The sequence below is a fragment of the Nocardioides sp. Root682 genome, from assembly GCF_001427795.1.
GTDB lineage: Bacteria > Actinomycetota > Actinomycetes > Propionibacteriales > Nocardioidaceae > Nocardioides.
This window is the reverse complement of sequence record NZ_LMHJ01000003.1, coordinates 867,675-887,990: the sequence shown is the minus strand read 5'-3', so window position 1 is coordinate 887,990 and position 20,316 is coordinate 867,675. Positions and strand designations below refer to the sequence as shown.

The 20,316-nt window shown below is 70.2% G+C and carries 20 protein-coding genes; 9 read left to right on the top strand and 11 right to left on the bottom strand.

Annotated features, from left to right (window positions below; translation table 11 throughout):
• Positions 1–14: 14 nt before the first annotated feature.
• The 6 genes from ASD84_RS19560 to ASD84_RS19535 form a co-directional block, all read right to left on the bottom strand.
• Positions 15–941 (bottom strand): glutamate ABC transporter substrate-binding protein, encoded by a 927-nt coding sequence (locus ASD84_RS19560; RefSeq protein ID WP_156392239.1) that lies wholly within the window; start codon positions 939–941, stop codon positions 15–17.
• On the bottom strand, positions 938–2,215 hold the full coding sequence (locus ASD84_RS19555; protein ID WP_056714056.1) for a hypothetical protein: 1,278 nt from the start codon (positions 2,213–2,215) through the stop codon (positions 938–940). Before ASD84_RS19555 ends, ASD84_RS19560 begins: the two co-directional genes overlap by 4 nt.
• Positions 2,212–3,858, bottom strand: coding sequence for an AAA family ATPase (locus ASD84_RS19550; protein WP_082574091.1), 1,647 nt, complete (start codon positions 3,856–3,858; stop codon positions 2,212–2,214). The genes ASD84_RS19555 and ASD84_RS19550 overlap by 4 nt, the downstream gene beginning before the upstream one ends.
• 70 nt (positions 3,859–3,928) lie before the next feature.
• The gene (locus tag ASD84_RS19545; protein ID WP_056714053.1) at positions 3,929–4,450 is read right to left on the bottom strand and encodes a hypothetical protein; all 522 of its coding nucleotides are present in this window, start codon (positions 4,448–4,450) and stop codon (positions 3,929–3,931) included.
• A gap of 32 nt (positions 4,451–4,482) precedes the next feature.
• Entirely contained in the window at positions 4,483–5,724 is a 1,242-nt protein-coding gene (locus tag ASD84_RS19540) for a toxic anion resistance protein (protein WP_056714050.1), read from the bottom strand.
• Between the two features lie 29 nt (positions 5,725–5,753).
• Entirely contained in the window at positions 5,754–6,470 is a 717-nt protein-coding gene (locus ASD84_RS19535) for a YczE/YyaS/YitT family protein (RefSeq protein ID WP_056714048.1), read from the bottom strand.
• 61 nt (positions 6,471–6,531) lie between these two features.
• On the opposite strand from ASD84_RS19535, the gene ASD84_RS19530 reads away from it, so the two are divergent.
• Positions 6,532–7,986: a PLP-dependent aminotransferase family protein gene (locus ASD84_RS19530; RefSeq protein ID WP_056714962.1), complete on the top strand. Its 1,455-nt coding sequence runs from the start codon at positions 6,532–6,534 to the stop codon at positions 7,984–7,986.
• A gap of 115 nt (positions 7,987–8,101) precedes the next feature.
• On the opposite strand, the gene serA is transcribed toward ASD84_RS19530, so the two are convergent.
• The 4 genes from serA to efeU form a co-directional block, all read right to left on the bottom strand.
• Positions 8,102–9,691 carry a phosphoglycerate dehydrogenase gene (serA, locus tag ASD84_RS19525; protein ID WP_056714958.1) on the bottom strand — a complete coding sequence of 530 codons (1,590 nt, stop codon included), beginning with the start codon at positions 9,689–9,691 and terminating at the stop codon, positions 8,102–8,104.
• A gap of 121 nt (positions 9,692–9,812) precedes the next feature.
• A complete protein-coding gene (efeB, locus tag ASD84_RS19520; protein WP_056714045.1) occupies positions 9,813–11,069 on the bottom strand; it encodes an iron uptake transporter deferrochelatase/peroxidase subunit in 1,257 nt (418 codons plus the stop codon).
• 2 nt (positions 11,070–11,071) lie between these two features.
• Entirely contained in the window at positions 11,072–12,262 is a 1,191-nt protein-coding gene (efeO, locus tag ASD84_RS19515; RefSeq protein WP_056714041.1) for an iron uptake system protein EfeO, read from the bottom strand.
• Positions 12,263–12,266: 4 nt separating this feature from the next.
• Positions 12,267–13,136: an iron uptake transporter permease EfeU gene (efeU, locus tag ASD84_RS19510; protein ID WP_056714040.1), complete on the bottom strand. Its 870-nt coding sequence runs from the start codon at positions 13,134–13,136 to the stop codon at positions 12,267–12,269.
• Between the two features lie 83 nt (positions 13,137–13,219).
• Between efeU and ASD84_RS19505 the strand changes: the two genes are divergently transcribed.
• From ASD84_RS19505 to ASD84_RS19480, 6 genes are read left to right on the top strand one after another with little or no spacing between them, the layout of a single operon-like run.
• On the top strand, positions 13,220–13,969 hold the full coding sequence (locus ASD84_RS19505) for a DUF4129 domain-containing protein (RefSeq protein ID WP_082574093.1): 750 nt from the start codon (positions 13,220–13,222) through the stop codon (positions 13,967–13,969).
• Entirely contained in the window at positions 13,966–14,349 is a 384-nt protein-coding gene (locus tag ASD84_RS25200; protein ID WP_056714035.1) for a hypothetical protein, read from the top strand. The genes ASD84_RS19505 and ASD84_RS25200 overlap by 4 nt, the downstream gene beginning before the upstream one ends.
• A complete protein-coding gene (locus tag ASD84_RS19495) occupies positions 14,346–15,320 on the top strand; it encodes an AAA family ATPase (RefSeq protein WP_056714032.1) in 975 nt (324 codons plus the stop codon). Before ASD84_RS25200 ends, ASD84_RS19495 begins: the two co-directional genes overlap by 4 nt.
• Entirely contained in the window at positions 15,221–16,609 is a 1,389-nt protein-coding gene (locus ASD84_RS19490) for a DUF58 domain-containing protein (RefSeq protein WP_056714028.1), read from the top strand. The genes ASD84_RS19495 and ASD84_RS19490 overlap by 100 nt, the downstream gene beginning before the upstream one ends.
• Entirely contained in the window at positions 16,606–17,166 is a 561-nt protein-coding gene (locus tag ASD84_RS19485; RefSeq protein WP_056714024.1) for a hypothetical protein, read from the top strand. Before ASD84_RS19490 ends, ASD84_RS19485 begins: the two co-directional genes overlap by 4 nt.
• A 42-nt stretch (positions 17,167–17,208) precedes the next feature.
• Positions 17,209–17,661, top strand: a complete 453-nt coding sequence (locus ASD84_RS19480; protein ID WP_056714021.1) for a MaoC family dehydratase — start codon at positions 17,209–17,211, stop codon at positions 17,659–17,661.
• A gap of 122 nt (positions 17,662–17,783) precedes the next feature.
• Here the strand turns inward: ASD84_RS19480 and ASD84_RS19475 are convergent, their stop codons facing one another.
• Complete coding sequence (locus ASD84_RS19475) at positions 17,784–18,425, bottom strand: DsbA family oxidoreductase (protein ID WP_056714018.1); 642 nt, start codon at positions 18,423–18,425, stop codon at positions 17,784–17,786.
• Between the two features lie 142 nt (positions 18,426–18,567).
• Between ASD84_RS19475 and ASD84_RS19470 the strand changes: the two genes are divergently transcribed.
• Together ASD84_RS19470 and ASD84_RS19465 are read left to right on the top strand one after the other, a co-directional pair.
• Positions 18,568–19,491 carry an ABC transporter ATP-binding protein gene (locus ASD84_RS19470; protein ID WP_056714015.1) on the top strand — a complete coding sequence of 308 codons (924 nt, stop codon included), beginning with the start codon at positions 18,568–18,570 and terminating at the stop codon, positions 19,489–19,491.
• Entirely contained in the window at positions 19,488–20,309 is an 822-nt protein-coding gene (locus ASD84_RS19465) for an ABC transporter permease subunit (protein ID WP_056714012.1), read from the top strand. Before ASD84_RS19470 ends, ASD84_RS19465 begins: the two co-directional genes overlap by 4 nt.
• Positions 20,310–20,316: the final 7 nt, after the last annotated feature.

Genomic DNA, 20,316 nt, shown 5'->3' with positions numbered 1-20,316 from the left:
CACGTGCTCCACGATCACCGGCCGTACACGGGCGTCGGAGGAGTGGCGTCGACGAGCAGGTAGGGCTTGAGCCACTCGTCGTAAGTGTCCTTCCAAGAACCGTCGCTGCGCATCTCGTCGAGCACCGAGTTGATGAACCTCGCCAGTGCGACGTCGCCCTTGTTGACCGCGATGCCGTAGGGCTCGTCGGTCAGCTTCCCCTGCTTGGGTACGACGGCATAAGGATCCTGCGCTGCCAGCCCGGCGAGCACGGTGTCGTCGCCGGTGATGGCGTCGACGTCACCGTTCTGGAACTTCACCAGGCAGCCCGTGTGCTTAAGGGCAAGGACTGCAACGACGTCCGGCTGGATCGCCTTGATGTTGTCGACACTGGTCGAACTCGTGGGAGCACAGACTCGCTTTCCGGAGAGGCTCTGTGGTCCCTTGTAGTCCTTCTCGGCATCGGCCCGAACGAGAACCTTCTGTGTGGCGTTGTAGTAGACCGCGGAGAAGGCGACCTTCGACCAGCGGTCACAGTTCACGGTCATGTTGCGGGCGACCATGTCGATCTCGCCCTTCTCCAGGAGCCCGATCCGGTCAGCGGCCGAGATGACACGGACGACCATGGGCACGCCGAGCTCGTCGGCGACCCGCTGGGCGAAGGCGATGTCGAAACCCTCGATCTTCCCGGTCTCCGGGTTGCGCGAGCCGAGCCTGAGCGTGTCGCCCGAGACCCCGACGACCAGTCGACCTTTGTTGGCCAGGTTCGCAATCGCGGCACCACGGTTGTCGCTCGGCGCGTAGGACTGCAGCTTGTTGTCGCACTTGACCGGGGTCGTCGGTACTGCCGGCGTCGTCACGACGGCCTCCGGCTTCGGGACGGTCGTGTCGTCGTACCCACACCCGGCCAGGACCAGCAGCGCCGCGAACGGCACTGCCCACTTGCGCAGTCCGCGGATCATGCGAACTCCCTCCTTCGTTCGCCAATACCTCGGGAGACGGCAACTGCTGCCGCAACGCCCAACAACAGGGTCAGTCCACTGAGGACCAGCGCGACGACGCGGCCGCTGCGCAGGTCGTCGGTGGCCTGGGTGCCGTTCGCGGTCACGATCTGTTGCGACAACTGGTCGAAGGCATCGAGGGACTCGGTGGAACCCCCGGCCTCTTTCGTCGCGATCTCGACGGCCTCGTCCCACTTGCCGGCGCGGTCGAGCTCGACGATCTCGTTGTGCTGGGCGACGTAGGCGTCCCAGCCCGAGCGCGTGTCCCTGGAGGCGAACTTCTCGACCTCCTTGGCCGACACCGACCACAGGTCCTCGAAGCCCTCGCCCGACCCACGGTTGATCAGCCGGAGGCTCTCGTTGGCCTTGGCATCGTTGGCGGCCGTGCGGGCATTCGCCTCGGACACTGCCGTTGCCAGCTCTCCCTCGCGGAGGCTGTCGTTGGAATTGTCGCGCAGCAGCGCGGCAAAGGCCGTCACGACCGTGACGACGAGGACGATCGCGGCTGCAATGGCGAGACCCTTGTTGATCCGTCGCTTGAAGTGCTGCGCGAGCTCGCGGTTGAGCCAGACCAGTGCGACCAGCGCGACGATGCCCAGAACCAGCAGCCAGAACGGGTGCTGGCCGGCCATCGCGTTCTCAGCACGGTCGGTGTTGGCCTTCACCAGAGCATCGAGGATCGGCAGCGCGTCAGCGCGCAACTCGGTGCTGGCGCCGCTGAGGTACTCGGCTCCGATCGGGAAGCCCTGTCGGTTGTTGTCCCGGGCCTGGGCGACCGCCGTCGCGTAGGCGGTGACGTCGACGTTCAACGTCGCGAGCACCTCACGGTCGGCGGGCTGCGCCTCGGCGGCGTTGGCGATCTGGCGCAGGACGGATTCCAGCGCGTCGTCGTACTCCTTGCGCTGCTCGGGCTCCTCCAGGCCGCCGACGAGGAAGGCATTGGTGGCGAGCGCGTCGGCGCGCAGCAACGAGGACTGGATCTCCTGGACCCGGACCAGCTGCTCGGTGTCGTCAGCGGCACGGCCGTCGGCCTGCCAGCCGCCGAACTGGATCAGCGCACTGAACACGCCGAACAGGATGGCGGTCGTCATGCCGATCAGCTGCCAGCGGTTCAGCAACGCAGGGGTGTCGACCAGGCCGGGCGTGGGCTTGGCTGCCACCGCCGGTGCCGGGGCGGGTGCCGTGGCTGCGGCCGCGGGCGGCGGTGCCGCCTGGGGGGTGGCGGTCTGGCTCACGATTCCTCCTGGGTCTCGACAGGCTCGACCTGCGGTGCCGGTTCCGGGGCAGGTCGGGCAGTCGTGGCGTCATCGCCAAAGGGGTCGACCGGTGCAGCGGGTTCCGCGTCTTCCGGCGGTACGACGACGCCGTCCTCTGCGGAGGGCTCCGACGTGTCGTTCGGGTCGACCACGAGGTCGTCGGGCTCGAGCGTGCGCAGCTGCTCGAGTGTCGGCTCGGCGATCTCCCGCAACCGCCAGGCGTGGTGGCCGATCGCCGCCTCCAGCAGGTTGCGGACGAAGCGCGCGTTGCCGAAGGACGGTCCACGCACGGCCTCGCCGAGGATCTCGCGCAGCCGGGCCAGCACGGCGTCGCTGGCGTCGTAGTCGGCGCCCTTCGCCATGCCCGCGAAGATCTCGGCCAGCTCGTCGTCGGTGTAGTCGGCGAAGTCGATGGTGGTCCGGAAGCGGCTCTCGAGACCGGGGTTCTCCGAGATGAAGATGGCCATCGGGAGCGGGTACCCGGCCACGATCACGACGAGGTCGTCGCGCTTGTCCTCCATCTCCTTGACCAGGGTGTCGATGGCTTCCTTGCCGTACTGGTCGCCCGAGAGCGAGTAGGCCTCGTCGATGAAGAGCACGCCGCCCTCGGCGGACTTCACCAGCTCAGCGGTCTTCTGCGCGGTCTGGCCGAGATACCCGGCCACCAGCTCGGACCGGTCGCACTCGACGAGCTGTCCCTTCGAGAGCAGCCCGAGAGCGCGGTAGATCCCCGCAACCAGACGGGCGACGGTGGTCTTGCCCGTGCCCGGGTTGCCGTTGAAGACGAGGTGCCGGGTGATGGTCGGGCTCTCCAGCCCGGCCTTCTTCCGCAGCCCCTCGACCCGGAGCACGGCGGCCTGTCGGTGGATCTCGCCCTTGACGTTCTTCAGGCCGGTGAGGCCGTCCAGCTCGGCGAGGAGCTCCTCGACAGACTTCGTCGGCTCCTCGGGCTGCGGTTCCTCGACGACCGGGGTCTCGGGTTCGGCGGACTGGGTCTGTGTCCCCTCGGTGGTTTCGAGGCTCGGTGCTGGCGCACCTCGCACCTCAACCAGCGACGGGTCCGGCGGCACGGCGCCGTCGAGCGCACCCAGCTGGCGTCGTACCTGCTCACCCACGCGACGCACCTGGTCGAGCATGTCGTCTCCGAAGCCGGGGACCGGCTGGCGTTCCGGGAGGTCGAAGGCTCCCCTGCCGGACGCCGGACCCTCGAGGTTGCGCACGGTGAAACCGCCACCGAGCTGCGCCGTGGTCACCGTCGTGGCGGCACCGATCGCGTCCGGACCGGGCTCCCCCAGGGCGCTGCCGGCGAGGGCCACGTCGGCCAGTGCGCCGGCGTAGTCGGCCGAGTGGGTCGACTTCTCCAGCAGCAGCTGCGCCATCAGGGGCGTCGGGCCGGCCCGGAACCGGTTGCCGCGCTTGGCAGCGAGGGCGTGTTCCTCAGCGGAGACGGCGCGCCCGGTCTGCTCCGACCACACCACGAACGCGCCACGGGAGCGCTCGGACACGGTCGCCGCCACTGCCTCGCCCTCGGCACGAGCGGCCGACTCGTCGACACCCGCGGCCCGCGCCGCGGCCACGAGAGCGTCCAGAGCGGCGGCCAGGGTCGTCGTACCGGAGGTCATTCGGGGTCCCCGCGGCGTTGTTCGACGGAGGAGCGAAGCGGGGGAGACGAAGAACGTCGTGGGGTGAATTTCATGGTGCTCCCAGGGTGAGGTCGGGGCCACCGTCGGAGGCGTGGCCGAACTTCGCCGCGAGGAACTGGCCGTGCGCGACCAACGCCTGCGCGTCCGCACGGTTCGCGGCGTCGAAGATCTGGTCCATGGTTGCTCCGAGCAGCTCGAGTTGTTCGATCAGGATCACCAGCGCGGTCTTGTGGCCGTCGATCGGCCGGGTGTCCGCCCAGTCACGCGGGAGCCGGAGATAGCCGCCGACGGCCTCCGGCAGGTAGTCGGTCGCGGTCGCCACGACGGAGTAGCTCTCCATGCTGCCGAGCCCGAGCTGGCGCAACCGCGGCAGCGTCTGGTGGATGGTCCGCGCGATCCGCACCACCCGCGAGATCACGACCGGCGGCGCGTTGCCCTCGGTCAGCATCGCGTTGACCTTGTTGAGGGCGGCCAGGATGTCCTGTTCGGTCGGGGGCGGCGGTACGACGTACCCCGACTCCACGACCGTCCCGGAACCCCGAGCCCGCTGCCACCACGACTTCAGCCCCACCCGAACTTCGTCCTGCCCGCTCGATTCCCGGATCAGCCGATGTCGAGGGTGCCGGCGGCGTTGCGGGCGTCGTGCTGCTGCACGCGCTCGATGTAGGCCTTCGACTTCTGCACCTCGGTCTCGAGGACGCCGATCGTCGTCGACATGTTGTCGAGCGCCTTGAGCTTGAACTCGTCGATCGAGTCCATGGTGGCGTAGATGTTGGCGAACGCCGCCTGCAGCTGCTCCATGCCGATGGTGGAGGAAGCGGCCTGCTCCTGGATCGCCGCGGAGTTCTCCTTGAGCATCTCCGAGGTGCGCTGGATCATGTTCGACGTCGTCGTGTTGAGCGCCGTGATCTGGTCGAGCACGAGCTTCTGGTTGTTCAGCGCCTGCGCCACGATGACCGCCGTACGCAACGCCGACATCGTCGTCGTCGAGGCCCGGTCGACGCCCTTGATGAGCTCGATGTTGTTCTTGATGATGATGTCGATCGCCAGGTAGGCCTGGATCGACACGGCGAGCTGGGTCAGCAGGTCCTGGTGCTTCTGGCGGACGTAGAACAACACGTCCTGCGAGAGCGTCTTGGCCGTGTCGGGGTCGCTGAGCTCGAGCTCGGCGATCTTCGCCGACAGCTTCGCGTCGAGCTTCTCCGCGACGTAGATGTACTGGTTGAGCCGACCCATGACCGACCACAGGTTCGTCTTCTCCAGGTTGAGCGCGACGTTGTCCTTGGTCAGCTCGTCCTGGCCGCTGCGCAACGAGTGCAGGATGCCGTTGAACTGGCTCTGCGAGGACTGGTACTTGCGGAAGTAGTCCTCGATCTTGTCGTTGAAGGGCAGCTTGTCCCAGAACTTCTTCGCGCCGGTGGCCTGGCCCGGGTCGAGGTCCTCGACCGTGCGCCGCAGCTCGAGCAGCGTCTTGCCGACCTTGGAGCCCTGGGAGATGCCGCCCTCACGCAGCGCCATCACCGGCTTCTCGAGCATCCGGTTGGAGGTCTCCGCAGCCTTGCGGATGTCGGCATCGCCCATGGTGCGGACGTTCTCCGCCTGCGCCGCGAACTCCGGACTGCCGGCCTTGGTGTTGGTCAGCGAGGTCAGGAAGTTGTCGACCTTGGCGTCGAGCTCCGGCACCATCTCGGCCGCCACCTGGGGCGCCATCTTGGGTGCGGCCGTCTCGACGACGGGTGCGGCCGCCTCCGGCGCAGTCAGCGTCAGGACGGCCTCGGGGGGTGCGAGCGGGCTGGGCTCAGGGGCAGTTGCCGATGAAGGGGCCTGGGAACCGTCGGTGGTCATGGTGCGAGCCTATCCAGCCCGCCCCCGCTTCATGCAGGGTCAGCGAACGATTTCAGGGCCGGATCGGGGACATCCCCGGGCAGGTCCGCTCGCAGGTCGACCAGGAACAACGGCATCAGCCACTGGGCGATCGGGCCGATGGTCAGCGCGAAGACGACGGTGCCGAGTCCGAGGGTGCCGCCGAGCAGCAGGCCGATCACGACGACGGTGACCTCGAGGACGGTCCGGACCAGCCGGATCGAGAGGCCGGTACGACGGTGCAGGCCGGTCATCAGGCCGTCGCGCGGACCGCGGCCGAGCTGGGCACCGATGTAGAGGGCAGTCGCCAACCCGCACAGCAGCACGCCGCCGACCATCAGACCGATCCGCGCCGCAAGGCTGTCGGGCGCGTCGAACACCGCCAGCGTCGCGTCGGCGGACATGCCGACCACCAGCGCGTTCGCGATGGTGCCGACGCCGGGCTTCTCCTTCAGCGGGATCCAGAACACCAGCACGACGAAGCTGAACAGCACGACCGCCTGCCCGAGCGTGATCGGCACGTGGCGGATGAAGCCGGAGTGCAGCACGTCCCACGGTGCCAGACCGATGTCGCCCAGCACCATCATCGCAAGGCTCACGCCGTACAGGGCCAGGCCGAGGAACAGCTGCGCGAGGCGTCGTACGAGACGACCGGCGCGCAGCTGGGCGAGCGGGCCGAGGTCGGAGAGGACGACGGTGGGAGCGGAGGTCTGGACGGCCAGGGACATGCCTCCACTGTCCACGCGATTGGACTGTTGCCAAATAGCCAATCGAGATACAGTGGCCTTCATGTTGCAGTCCACTTCGCTCGCGGCTCCCCGACTGGCCACCCTCGTCGAGGGGTTCGACCGCTCCCCCGCGTACGTCGGCCTGGCCGATGCGCTGCGTGAACTGATCGGCGACGGGCGGATCGCCTACGGCACCCGGCTGCCGAGCGAGCGCGACCTCACCGAGGCGCTCGGCGTCTCGCGCACAACCGTCACGCGCGCGTACGCCGTACTGCGTGACAGCGCCTACGCCGAGGCCCGCCAGGGATCGGGCACCTTCACCCGCCTACCCGGCGGCCGCACCCGCGCCCTGGACCGCGCCCTGTGGCCCAGTGACGTCGGCAACGGGGTCATCGACCTGGTCTGTGCGGCGGCGACCGCACCGCCCGGGATCGCAGCCGCCTACGCCGACGCGGTTGCCGACCTGCCTGCGCACCTCGGCGGCCACGGCTACTTCCCCGCCGGCATGCCGGCGCTGCAGGCCGCCATCGCCGCGTCGTACGACGCCCGCGGGCTGCCGACCGCACCGGAACAGATCATCGTCACACCGGGCGCGCTGGCCGCGACCGCAGTGATCGGCAGCGCACTGGTCGGCCCCCGGGACCGGGTGCTGGTGGAGTCACCCACCTATCCGAACGCCGTCCAGGCCTTGCGGACCGGCGGCGGGCGGCTCACGTCCGTCCCGCTCGATCCGTCCGGCTGGGACCTCGACGCGGTCGCGCAGGTGCTGGGGCGGAGCAGTCCGCGCCTGGTCCACGTGATGCCCGACTTCCACAACCCGACCGGCCTGGTGATGACCGAGGCCGAGCGCGCGACCTATGCGGACGCGCTCGCCCGCAACGGCGCGGTCGCCGTGGTCGACGAGGCGCACCACCTGCTCCGCCTGGACGATGCGCCGGCCCTGCGGCCCTTCGCGTGCTTCAGCAAGGACGCGGTCACCGTCGGCAGTGCGAGCAAGAGCGTGTGGGGTGGCCTGCGCCTGGGCTGGATCCGCGCACCGCACGGCCTCGTGGACCAGTTGACCCGCGCACGGGTCGGCCTCGACCTCGGGGCCCCGGTGCTCGAACAGCTCGTGCTGACCCGGCTGCTCAACGGCGACCACGACGCGATCGTGTCCCTGCACCGTGACCGGCTCCGGCACCAGCGCGATGCACTGGCCGCGGCCCTCGCCACCACGCTCCCGGAGTGGACCTTCCGGATGCCGGCCGGAGGGATGGCGCTGTGGTGCCAGCTCCCCTCAGCGGGCGCGACCGCACTGTCGAGCGAGGCCGAGCGGCACGGCGTGCTCCTGGCACCCGGTCCGTCCTTCGCCCCCGAGGGCGGACTGGACCGCTACCTGCGGATCCCCTACGCCATCGACGCGCCGCAGCTGGTCGAGGCGGTCACCCGGATAGCGGCGGCCTGGGCCGTCGTCGAGCGAACCGCCGCCCCCCGCTCCACGAAGCGGAGCGGGAAGGCGAGCGTGCTGGTCGCCTAGCGCGACTTGGGGTTTGTCACCGCCGACTTGGGGTTTGTCGCGCCGACGTACGTCGGCAACTCACAACTCGAAGGTGGGAAACCCCAACTCGCGCGTGACAAACCCCAACTCGCGCTCAGACGAGGTCGACGGCGCGGATCGAGGTGGCCTCGATGGCCGTCTCGATCTCGGCGAGGATCTCGGCCGGGATGGCGGAGTCGACGGACAGGGCGACCAGCGCCTCGCCGCCCTTGGTCTCGCGGGAGACCTGCATGCCTGCGATGTTGACCTGCGCCTGGCCGAGGATCTGACCGACCGTGCCGACCATGCCGGGGCGGTCGACGTAGGTGAAGAACGCGAGGTGGTCGGTGGGCTCGATGTCGATGTCGTAGCCGTTGACCTCGACGAGGCGCTCGCGCTGGTGGATGCCGACGAGCGTGCCGCTGACCGACACCTGCGCACCGTCGGCGAGGGTGCCGCGCAGCGTGATCAGGTTGCGGTGGTCGGGGCTCTCGCTCTCGGTCACCAGGCGCACGGCGACGCCGCGCTCGGCGGCGAGGAGCGGCGCGTTGACGTAGGAGACCTGGTCCTCGACGACGCTGCTGAAGACACCCTTGAGGGCAGCGAGCTCGAGCACCTTGACGTCGTGCTCGGCGATCTCGCCGCGGACCTCGACGTCGAGCTGCTGGGCGACCTCGCCGGCGACACCGGTGAAGATCTGGCCGAGCTTCTCGGTCAGCGAGATCCCCGGACGCACGTCCTCGGCGATCACGCCGCCCTGGACGTTGACCGCGTCGGGGACGAGCTCACCGGACAGGGCGAGGCGGACGGACTTGGCGACGGCGATGCCGGCCTTCTCCTGGGCCTCGTCGGTGGAAGCGCCGAGGTGCGGCGTCGCGACGACGTTCTCCAGCTCGAACAGCGGGCTGTCGGTGCACGGCTCCTTGGCGAAGACGTCGAGGCCCGCGGCAGCGATGCGGCCGGTCTTGAGGGCGTCGTACAGCGCGGCCTCGTCGACGATGCCACCGCGGGCGGCGTTGACCAGGACGAGCGAGGACTTGGCCTTCGCCAGCTGCTCGGCGCCGATCAGACCTGCGGTCTCGGGCGTCTTGGGCAGGTGCACGGACATGAAGTCCGACTCGGCCATCAGCGTGTCGAGGTCGACCAGACGCACGCCCATCTGCGCGGCGCGACCGGCCTGCACGTAGGGGTCGTAGGCGATGACGGACATGCCGAAGGCGGACAGGCGCTGCGCGACGAGGACGCCGATGCGACCCAGGCCGACGATGCCGACGGTCTTCTCGAAGAGCTCGATGCCGGTGTACTTGGAGCGCTTCCACTCGCCGTTGCGCAGCGCGGCGTGGGCGGGCGACACGTGGCGGGCCGCGGCGAGCATCAGCGCGACGGCGAGCTCGGCGGCGGAGACGATGTTGGAGGTCGGTGCGTTGACGACCATGACGCCCGACTGGGTGGCTGCCTTCACGTCGACGTTGTCGAGGCCGACACCGGCCCGGGCAACGACCTTGAGCCGCTTCGCCGCGGCGAGCGCCTCGGCGTCCACCTTGGTCGCGGAACGCACGAGGATCGCGTCGACGTCCGCGATGGCGGGCAGCAGCTCGGCGCGGTCGGCGCCGTTGCAGTGGCGGATCTCGAAGTCCGGGCCGAGCGCCTCGACGGTGGCGGGGCTCAGCTCTTCGGCGATGAGTACGACGGGACGAGAAGTCACAGCGAGGTCCTTCACAGGATCGTGCGGGTGAAAGGGTTTGCACGACGCTGTGCCAGTGGCCACAGTACCCGCCGCGAGAGCCTGTTACGAACTTGTGAACGCGATCCGGACGCGGTCTTCGTCACCCGAACAAGGACTGGCCGACGTACTCCCCCGCGGCCACGCCCGGAGGTACGGCGAACAGCGCGGAACCGCTGAACTTGAGGTACTCCATGAGAGCGTCGCTGGACGCCATCCGCCGCTGCACGGGGATGAAGTGGGTGCGCGGGTCACGGACGTAGGCGATGAAGAACAGGCCGGCGTTGAGCCCGCCGATGTCGTCGCTGCCGTCGACGAAGTTGTAGCCACGACGCAGCATCCGGACGCCGTCGTTCTGGTCCGGGTGGACGATCCGGACGTGCGCGTCCGCGGGGATGATCGGACCGGTGCTCCCGGGCAGGTCGAAGTCGGGGTCGGTGAACTCCTCGCCACCCGACAGCGGCGCGCCGGCGTCCTTGGTGCGGCCGACGAACTGCTCCTGGTCGCCCAGCGGCTGCCGGTCCCAGACCTCGATGGTCATGTTGATGCGCCGCGTGACGAGGTAGGAGCCACCGGCGAGCCAGGCTGCGGCCTTGTCGTCGTCCTTGCCGACCCAGACGTGCTCGTCGAGCGCCTTGGCCTCCTCCGCCTTGACGTTGGCGGTGCCGTCCTTGAACCCGAACAGGTTGCGCGGCGTCGACTGGCTCGTCGAGGTGGTCGACGTACGCCCGAAGCCCAGCTGGGACCAACGCACGGCAGTGACGCCGAAGCCCATCCGGACCAGGTTGCGGATCGCGTGGACGGCGACCTGCGGGTCGTCGGCACAGGCCTGGATGCAGATGTCGCCACCGCTCCGGGCCGGGTCGTCGATGTCCCCGCGGAAGTGCGGGAGGGGCTCGAGCGCCTCGGGCCGCTGGTCGGCGATCCCGAAGCGGTCCTTGCCGTCGGCCGTGCGGAACAGCGTCGGCCCGAAGCCGAAGGTGATCGTCAGTCGACTGGCGGGCAGGCCGATCGCCTCACCGGTGTCGTCGGGCGGTACGTCGGTGGCGCCCGCGACCGGCCCGACCGGTCCGGCCGAGCCGCCCTGGGTCATCCGCTCGGCAGCCTCGGTCCAGCTCTTCAGCAGGCCGATCAGCTCCTCGCGGTCCTCCGTCGTCACGTCCAGCGCGACGAAGTGCAGCCGGTCCTGGGCGGGCGTGACGATGCCCGCCTGCTGCTCCCCGCGGAACGGGTACGACGACACGACTGCCGTGACCGGGTCCCCGGCTGCGGTGCCGCGCCCTGCGACGAACGCGCCGGCCACTCCTGCGGCCGCCACACCGCCGCCGAGGAGCCCACGTCTGCTGAGGTTGCTGGCCATGGTCAGGAGACGACCGCGGCGGTCAGGTGCGACAACGGCTCGGAGAGCGCGTTGACGGCGGCGGCGAGCTTGTCGACGTCGTCCTTGGTCAGCTCGTCGTAGTACACGAAGCCGTCACCCTTGCGGTGGCTGTCGAGCAGCTCGTCCAGCTCGGCGAACCGGGTGGTCAGCTGCTCGGCGAGCTCGGGGTCCTTGGTCTCGAGGATCGGCTGCACGCCCTCGAACGCGATCCGCGCACCGTCGACGTTGGCCTGGAAGTCCCACAGGTCGGTCCGCGACCAGAACTCCTCCTCGCCGGTGACCTTCCCCGTCGCGACCTCTTCGAGCAGGCCGCGCGAGCCGTTGGCGATGGAGTCGAGCGGGTACGCGAGCGCGTCCTTGCCCGTGGCCTGCACCCGCTTGTCGAGCTCGACGGTGTTGGCGAGCAGGTCGTCGGCGTACTTGGCGCGCTCGTCGGGGGTCCACACCGCGTACTTCTCGGCGCGGGCCGGCCACAGGTCCTTCTCGATCGCGTGCCAGCCGGTCCACTTCTCGCCGGCGGCGAAGTCGACGTCGGCCTCGCGGGCGTCCATCTGCGGGTCGAGGTCGCCGAACGACTCGGCGACGGTCTCAATCCGCTCCCAGTGCTCGCGGGCGACCGGGTAGAGCGCGCGGGCCTCGTCGTCGGAGTCGCCGGACTTGTAGAGCTCGACGAACTCCTGGGTCCTGACCAGCAGCTGCGAGGTCTGGTCCTGGACGTAGGCGCGGTAGTTGTTCGTGGCCTGCTCGATGAGCTGGGCCTCGTCGGCGCTGACCTTGACCTCCTCGTCGGACCTGGTGACGTCGAAGTCGGCACGGATGCCCTCACCGACCATCCCGGGCTTGCACGCCGTGACGTACTTGCCCTCGGGCACCGTGACGGTGAGGGTCTTGGTGAGGTTCGGGCCGATGTTCTCGACCTCGCCGACGATCCGGAGCCCGTCCTCGGCCAGGAGGTAGAACTCGGTGACGTCGGAGCCGGTGTTCGAGACGTCGAAGCTGATGGTGCCGGCCGGTGCCGCCTTCGCCGAGAGGTCGCAGGCGTCCTTGGTCGAAGCGACCGTCAGGGCGCGGGCGTCGCCGCCCCCGGCGTCGGTCTTGGCGTTCTCGGTGCACGCAGCGAGGGCCGGTACGACGGCCAGGGTGGCCAGCGAGGCGAGCAGGGTCTTGCGCATGGAGTCAGTTCTCCTGGAGTGAGCGTTGGGATCGGACGAGTCGGGACTGAATGAGCCGGGGGCGGACCAGGAACAGGGCGCCGACCGGGAGCACGTAGGCGAGCCAGGCTGCGGCCTCGAACCGGGTGGTGACCGGCGAGAAGTTGAAGACGCCCTTGAGGACGGTGCCGTACCAGGAGGACGGCGGGATCGTCGCCGAGACGTCGAAAGCGATGGAGTGCAGGCCCGGGAGGATCCCGGCCTCCTGCAGGTCGTGGATGCCGTAGGCGAGCACACCGCCAGCGACGAGGATCAGGAACGCGCCGGTCCAGGTGAAGAAGACCGAGAGGTTGAGGCTGATCGCTCCGCGGTAGATCAGGTAGCCGAGCACGACCGCGCAGAGGATGCCGAGGGTGGCGCCCACCAGCGGCTCCCAGGTCGGCGCGACCACACCGGCCGCCTCGCGGGTGCCGGCCTCGGTCGCCGCCCAGAGGAACAGCGCCGTCTCCAGGCCTTCGCGACCGACCGCGAGCATGGCGACCACGGCCAGCGACCAGCGGCTGCCGGAGGCCGCGCGATCGATCTGGCCACGCAGCTCGGCACCCAGTCCGCGGGCGGCCGTGGCCATCCAGAAGATCATCCAGGTCACGAAGGCGACGGCGACGATCGACAGGGTCCCGCCGATCGCCTCCTGGGCCTCGAACGTCAGGCCTCGCGGGCCGAAGGTGAGGGCCGCACCGAAGGCCAGCGCGATCGCGACGGCGACCCCGACGCCGAGCCAGATCCGCGGGAGGAGCTCGCGACGATCGGTCTTGACGAGGTAGGCAACCAGGATGCTCACCACGAGCGCGGCCTCGAGGCCTTCGCGGAGTCCGATGAGGAAGTTGGCGAGCACGAGCAGGAAATCTACGCCTCTTTGCTTAGCCTCTCCTAACTGGGCCGCTTTCCGTGGACAGCCGACCGGCGTAACCTCCGTTCATGGGGACTCCCGTCATGGGGTACGGGTCGCGCGCGCTGCTCGCGCTCGGCGCGCTGGTCCTCGCGCTGTGCGTGCTCGTCACGGCGTCCGGACAGGGACTGCAGTCCATCGCCCGCGACGACGACCGGACCGGATCCGAGCAGCGCGACGACTCCGCGCCGTCCGAGTCCGAGGATGACGCCGAGGAGACCGTCGACCGGGACCAGCTCGAGGAGGACGACGGGGACGGCGCTGCCCCTGGAGCGCTGCTTCCCGGCCGCCTCGCCCTGCTGGTCCTGCTCGCCGCGCTCGTCGCACTGGTCCTCGGCCTGGTCGGCCGGTTGCGGATCTCGCTGCGCCGCCGACGCCTGTCCGGCGGCCAGCTGCGCCCGACCCTGCTTCCCTCCCCGCAGCCCGATCCCGAGGACGAGACCGGGGACGCGTTGGCCGAAGCACTCGGCAACGCACTCGACGACCTCGCCCACGGCTCGGCCCGCAACAGCATCGTGGCGGCATGGCTGCGCCTCGAGCACGCGACCGAGTCGGAGTGGTTCGTGCGCAGTCCCGCCGACACCCCGAGCGAGTTCGTGGAGCGGGTCCTGTCGTCGTACCCGCTCGATGCCGAGGTGATCGGTCGCCTGGCCGGGCTCTACCGCGAGGCCCGCTTCTCGACCCACCCGATCACCGATCTCCAACGGGACGAGGCCGCGACCTGCCTGGCCGCGCTGCTCGACGGACTTCGCCGACGAACGCCGGGAGGCCTCCGATGATCCTTGCCTGGGTGTGCGCCGCCGTTGCGGTGGGCGTCTTGCTGGCCTACGCGATTGCGATCGCGAACGACGTCGTCTCGCCGACGTGGCCGGAGGACGCGCCGCTGCAGGTCCGCGACAACCGTGCCCACGACCTCGAGCTCACCCACCTGGCCCGCCTGGTCGGGGCACGCGACCCCACCACCGTGCACGCCCAGCTGGTCGGCATCGTCGACCGCCTGCTGAGCACGACGGCCGTGCTCGCCGGACCGGCGGATGTCGATCCGCGCACGGCCCTGCCCGCCGTCGTACGACGCTTCCTGGATGCGCCACCCCTCGACTCACCCGACCGCTACCGCCGCGACCTGGCGACCGTCCTCGACGCACTCGAGGCGCTGTGAGTCCCGCCGAGGCGTCCCGACTGGCGCAACAGGTCCTCGACGAGGTGGAGACCGCCGTCGTCGGCAAGCGGGAGGCGCTCACCCTGGTGCTGGCGGCTGTCGTGGCCGGTGGCCACGTGCTGCTCGAGGACTTCCCCGGGCTGGGCAAGACCCTCGCCGCGCGGTCCTTCGCCCAGGCCCTCGGCCTGGACTTCAAGCGGGCACAGTTCACCCCCGACCTGCTGCCGGCCGACCTCACCGGGTCGTTCATCTACAACCAACGGACCTCCGAGTTCGAGTTCCGCGCCGGTCCGTTGTTCACCGGCCTGCTGCTGGCCGACGAGATCAACCGCACGCCACCGAAGACCCAGGCCGCACTGCTCGAAGCGATGCAGGAGCGGCAGGTGACCGTCGAGGGCGAGACCTTCCTGCTCGCGGCCCCGTTCCACGTCCTCGCGACGGCCAACCCGATCGAGTACGAAGGCACCTACCCCCTGCCCGAGGCCCAGCTCGACCGGTTCCTGCTGCGCGTCGAGTTCGGCTACCCGGAGGCTGGCGAGGAGTGGGAGGTCCTGCGGCGGCGGCTCGCCCGCGGCCAGGAGGAACAGACCGTCCGGACCGTGATCGACGCCGACGGCCTGATGGCCATCCAGCGAGCGGTCGAGACCGTGACCGTCGACCCGGACGTCGGCCGCTACTGCGTCGCGCTGGCCGCCGCCACGCGCAGCCACCACCACACCCTCGTCGGATCATCACCGCGCGGGGGCCTTGCCCTGATGCTGGTGTCCCGCGCCTTCGCAGTGATCGCCGGGCGCGACTACGTCACGCCGGAGGACGTGAAGGCAGTCGCCGTGCCCGCCCTCGCGCACCGGATCACGATCCGGCCCGAGCTGTGGATGAGCGACGTGTCCGGGCGATCGGTGGTCGCCTCGGTGCTCGCTCACGTCGCCGCGCCGGCCGCGGCGTCGAGCTCGAGAGAGCCGATCCGGTGAACCCGTGGCGCGCAACGCATGCCCATCTGCGCGCCGCGGTCGCAGGCTTCGGCCTGCTGGTGGCCGGACTCGTGCTCGGTCGGACCGACGTCGTGCTGCTGGCCGCACCACTGGCGTTGATCGCGCTGGCCGGCCAGGCCGCGCGACCGCAGGAGACGCCTGCAGCGCGCGCCACCGAAGGCGCGCTGACCGTCCACGAGAGTGAGGAGTTCGGCTGGCGGACCGTCGTGACCGAGCTCCCCCCGGGCGGCGTCGTGGCGGCCTTCCACCCGGGCCAGCGCTGGCTCGACGTCGAACCGGAGGACGGTCGACTCGTCGCCGCGCCGGACGGCACCGCGACGACGGACGTCGCGCTGCGCGCGACCCGCTGGGGACGTCGACGGCTCGGCGGCCCCGTCGTCGCTGCGTACGACGCCTGGGGAGCCTGGCGCTGGACGGCGGACCCGTTCGCCGGGCTCCAGGTGACGGTGCTGCCGGCGACCGAACCCTTCGACTCGTCGGCGCCGGCGCCCCACCCCCACGGCCTCGTCGGCATGGAGCGCGCGGGGCGACCCGGCGAGGGCACGGAGTTCGCCAAGGTCCGCGCCTTCGAACCGGGCGACCGGCTGCGACGGATCCACTGGCCGACCTCGGCCCGCACCGGACGCCTCCACGTGACCGCGACCTACGCCGACCAGGACGCCCGCGTCGTCGTGCTCGTCGACGCGGTCAACGACGTCGGCGACAGCGAAGGCATCGACGGCGCCCACAGCAGCATGGACCTGACGGTGCGAGCCGCGGCCGTGCTCGCCGACCACTTCCTGCGCCGCGGAGACCGGGTCGGGATGCGAGTCTTCGGTGCCTGGGGCGTGAGCTTCGTGCCGTCCGCATCGGGCCGGATGCAGCTGCGCCGCCTGCTGGACACCTTGTCCCTCGTGGAGCCGGGCACTGCTCGTGGCGAGGACGCCCTCGCTGCCCGGCAGGCCCTCGGTGCGGGCACCCTGGCCCTGATGCTGTCGCCGCTCATCGAGCCCGCGTCGACGCGCCAGGTGGCGATGCTCACCAGCGCCGGGATCGACGTGGTCGTCATCGACACCCTGCCGCAGGAGCTGGCCGAGGGCGTCGGCCCCGGCACCACCGACCAGGAGGCACTGGCCTGGCGGATACGGATGCTGCAGCGCCGGCTCGAACGCGACCAGATGGCGTCCCTCGGCATCCCGGTGGTGACCTGGACCGGACCGCACAGCCTCGACCAGGTGCTCCGCGACCTGACCCGACGCTCGGCCGTCCCTCGACTGGGGCGCCGATGAGCACCACGAGCGGCGTCACCTTCCGCGACCGGCAAGGTCATCGCATCGGCACCCTGAGCGTGGCGAACGTGCTGGCCTGGCTGGCGATCGTCGTGCCGATCGTGGTCGTCGCCGAGGTCACCCGTTCGTCCGCACCGACCTCCCCGTGGTGGCCGGCGCTGGTGCTGGTGCTGCTTGCCATCGCCTCGGCCGAGCTCCCGGACAGCATGTTCCCCCTCACGACCGTGCTGGCGTCGGCGGGCTGGTGGATCGCCGTCGTCGAGCAGGTCCGGCTGGGGCCGACCCTGGTGGTCGCGCTGGGACTGTTGGTCTTCCACGTGGCCGCCGGGCACGCCGCCCTCGGTCCGCAGGGTCGCGACGACGACGGAGCCGTGCTGCGCGGCGTGGTGACGCGAACCGCAGCGGTGGGCGCGCTGACCGTCGTGCTCGGTGCGGTCGCCGACGTCACGACGGGACGGGTCGACGTACCACCAGCCGGGCTGGGACTGGCCCTGCTCGCGGCGGGTGCACTGCCCTGGCTGGCGGGTCGCTGGAAGCGCTCCGGAGCGGGACACTAGTCTCGGGAGCGCAGGAGTTCGTCAGTCGACAAGGAGTCAGTCATGCGGGTGTTCACGACGTTCGAAGAGGTGGCCGAAGCAGCTGGTACCGACCTCGGAACCAGTGAGTGGGTCACCATCGACCAGCGCCGGGTGAACCAGTTCGCTGACGCCACCGGCGACCACCAGTGGATCCACGTCGACATGGAGCGCGCCAAGGAGGGTCCGTTCGGCGGCACCATCGCCCACGGCTACCTCACCCTGTCGCTCGTGCCGTGGCTCGGCAGCCAGGTCTTCACGCTCCGCACCCCGGGCGCCAAGCTCAACTACGGCGTCAACAAGGTCCGCTTCCCCACCCCGCTGCTGGTCGGCAAGCGGGTGCGCCTGCACGTCAAGATCGTCGAGGTCGTCGACATCCCCGCCGGCAAGCAGCTCGTGGTGAGCCACACGGTCGAGATCGAGGGCGAGACCAAGCCGGCCTGCGTCGCCGAGACCGTGGTCCTGCTGCTTCCCTGAGGCGCGAGCGCGTCTCCGGCGCCAGCTTCGGGCAGCAAGCTGCCAGCGAGCGCCTCCCGCCGCGCTGCCGCGCGCGCAGTTGCCTTGCGTAGGCCTCACCTTGACCTGGCGGCAAGCCAGTTCTACGGCTTCCGCGAGCCCCATGCCTGGGCCAACGCCTGCTCGAAGACCTCGGTCGGCTGGGCCCCCGAGATCCCGAAGCGCTCGTCGATGACGAAGAACGGGACGCCGCTGGCGCCGTACGCACGCGCCTGAGCGATGTCGGCCATCACCTCGTCGCGGTACTCCTTGCTCGCGAGCACCTCGTCGACGCGACCGGCGTCGAGCCCCGCCTTCGCTGCCGCGGCACGCAGCACGTCGTGGTCACCGAGCGACTCACCGCGGGAGAAGTACGACGCCAGCAGCTCCTCGAGCAGCGCGTGCTGGAGTCCGTGGCCCTTCGCGAGGTGCAGCAGCCGGTGGGCGTTGAGCGTGCGCGTGTGGGTGGCGCCGGAGTAGTCGAACTCCAGTCCCTCGGCCGCGGCGAGCTCGTCGACCTGCGCCATCATCGCCCGGGTCCCGGCCTCGTCCTTGCCGTACTTGCGGCCCAGGGCCTGCGCGATGCTCTCCGTCCCGACCTCGGGGGCGAACGGGTCGAGCTCGAAGGAGCGGTAGACGAGCTCGATGTCGTCGCCGTGCCCGGAGGCGGCAACCGCCTTCTCCAGGCGGCGCTTGCCGATGTAGCACCACGGACACACGACGTCAGCCCAGATCTCGATACGCACGTGGGATCGAACAACACGGGGGTCGGGGTTGTTCCGGCGTGACTCGCCCCGGGACCCCTGAGGGACCTCAGGGTCCGGTCAGGGGTGGATCAAGGGATCTGCCCGACGCGGCGGACCGCCCCGGACCGCGAGTCTTCTCGACATGATCACAGTCGAGTCCCTCTCCAAGTCCTACGGCGGCTTCAAGGCCGTCGACGACGTCTCGTTCACCGCACGGCCGGGCCGGGTCACCGGGTTCCTCGGTCCCAACGGTGCCGGCAAGTCGACCACCATGCGCGTGATGGTCGGCCTCACCGCGCCGGGCAGCGGCGACGTCCACGTCCTCGGTCGGCGGTTCAAGGACCTGCCCGACCCCGGCCGCGAGGTCGGTGTCCTCCTGGACGCCTCCGCCCAGCACGCCGGTCGCACCGGCCGCGAGATCCTGACCATCGCCGCACTGACCATGGGCCTGCCCCGCACCCGTGTCGACGAGATGCTGGAGCGGGTCAGCCTGACCCCCGACGAGGCCAGCCGCCGGGTCCGCAACTACTCCCTCGGCATGCGCCAGCGCCTCGGCATCGGCACCGCCCTTCTCGGCAACCCGCAGGTGCTGATCCTCGACGAACCGGCCAACGGTCTCGACCCGGCCGGCATCCGCTGGATGCGTGACCTGCTCCGAGGCTTCGCGGACGACGGCGGCACCGTGCTGCTGTCCTCGCACCTGCTGCACGAGATCGAGGTCATCGCCGACGACATCGTCGTGATCGGCAACGGCCGGATCGTCGCCCAGGGCACCAAGGACGAGCTGCTTGCCGGCGCCGGCACCCTGGTCCGCTCCACCGACGGCGTGGCACTGGCCACCGCCCTGAACGCGGCTGGCATCACGGCCCGCCCGACTTCCGGCGGCGCCGTGCTCGCCGAGGCAGAGCTGGCCCGCGTCGGCCAGGCCGCCTTTGCGGCCGGCATCCCCGTCACCGAGCTCCGCGCCGCCGAAGGCGCCGGCCTCGAGGAGATGTTCCTGTCCCTCACCGCCGACAGCCAGCGCGAGGTCACCAGCCACACCGATCCCGAAGGAGCAGCGGCATGACCACCACGACCCTCACCCGGGACGCCACCCACGTCGCACCGAGCCGCACCGACGTGCGACCCGCACCCGCGCGGATCCCGTTCCGCCGCGTGCTGAACGTCGAGCTGCGCAAGATGTTCGACACCCGCTCGGGCTTCTGGCTGATGGCGAGCATCGTCATCGCTTCCGTGATCGCCACCGTGCTCACGATCGTCCTCGGCGACCGCGAGGACCTCACCTTCGACTCGTTCGCCGGAGCAGTGGGCAGCCCCATGTCGGTCGTGCTGCCGATCATCGGCGTGCTCGCGGTGACCAGCGAGTGGAGCCAGCGCACGGCGCTGACCACCTTCACGCTGGTGCCGCACCGTCGTACCGTCCTGGGCGCGAAGCTGCTCAACACCCTGGTCATCGGCGCCGTCTCGATGCTGGTCGCCCTGGGCGTGGGCGCCGTCGGCAACCTGGTCAGCTCGGCCATCACGGGGACCGACCCGGTCTGGGACATCGCATCGTCGACGTTCGCCCAGATCGTGCTCGCCAACGAGCTCGGCATGCTGCTCGGCTTCGCGCTCGGCCTGTTGTTCCGCAACTCGCCCGCAGCGATCGTCGGGTACTTCGTCGTCAACCTGGTGCTCCCCGGCCTCTCGGGTGCGCTCGGCGCGGCACAGGAGTGGTGGGCGGACAACGCCGGCTGGTTCGACCTGAACCAGACCCGCTTCCTGCTGTTCGACTCGAACCTCACGGGCCAGGAGTGGACCCAGCTCGGGTTCACGTCGCTGCTCTGGATCATCCTTCCCCTCGCCATCGGGCTGCGGCTCGTGCTGCGCTCCGAAGTGAAGTGACCGGACC

Excerpts from the sequence above, each read along its gene's own strand:
- ASD84_RS19560 (WP_156392239.1), bottom strand. The coding sequence starts at position 941 with ATGATCCGCGGACTGCGCAAGTGGGCAGTGCCGTTCGCGGCGCTGCTG.
- ASD84_RS19550 (WP_082574091.1), bottom strand. The coding sequence starts at position 3,858 with ATGACCTCCGGTACGACGACCCTGGCCGCCGCTCTGGACGCTCTCGTG.
- ASD84_RS19540 (WP_056714050.1), bottom strand. The coding sequence starts at position 5,724 with ATGACCACCGACGGTTCCCAGGCCCCTTCATCGGCAACTGCCCCTGAG.
- ASD84_RS19535 (WP_056714048.1), bottom strand. The coding sequence starts at position 6,470 with ATGTCCCTGGCCGTCCAGACCTCCGCTCCCACCGTCGTCCTCTCCGAC.
- ASD84_RS19530 (WP_056714962.1), top strand. The coding sequence starts at position 6,532 with ATGTTGCAGTCCACTTCGCTCGCGGCTCCCCGACTGGCCACCCTCGTC.
- efeB (WP_056714045.1), bottom strand. The coding sequence starts at position 11,069 with ATGGCCAGCAACCTCAGCAGACGTGGGCTCCTCGGCGGCGGTGTGGCG.
- efeO (WP_056714041.1), bottom strand. The coding sequence starts at position 12,262 with ATGCGCAAGACCCTGCTCGCCTCGCTGGCCACCCTGGCCGTCGTACCG.
- ASD84_RS19505 (WP_082574093.1), top strand. The coding sequence starts at position 13,220 with ATGGGGACTCCCGTCATGGGGTACGGGTCGCGCGCGCTGCTCGCGCTC.
- ASD84_RS25200 (WP_056714035.1), top strand. The coding sequence starts at position 13,966 with ATGATCCTTGCCTGGGTGTGCGCCGCCGTTGCGGTGGGCGTCTTGCTG.
- ASD84_RS19485 (WP_056714024.1), top strand. The coding sequence starts at position 16,606 with ATGAGCACCACGAGCGGCGTCACCTTCCGCGACCGGCAAGGTCATCGC.
- ASD84_RS19480 (WP_056714021.1), top strand. The coding sequence starts at position 17,209 with ATGCGGGTGTTCACGACGTTCGAAGAGGTGGCCGAAGCAGCTGGTACC.
- ASD84_RS19470 (WP_056714015.1), top strand. The coding sequence starts at position 18,568 with ATGATCACAGTCGAGTCCCTCTCCAAGTCCTACGGCGGCTTCAAGGCC.
- ASD84_RS19465 (WP_056714012.1), top strand. The coding sequence starts at position 19,488 with ATGACCACCACGACCCTCACCCGGGACGCCACCCACGTCGCACCGAGC.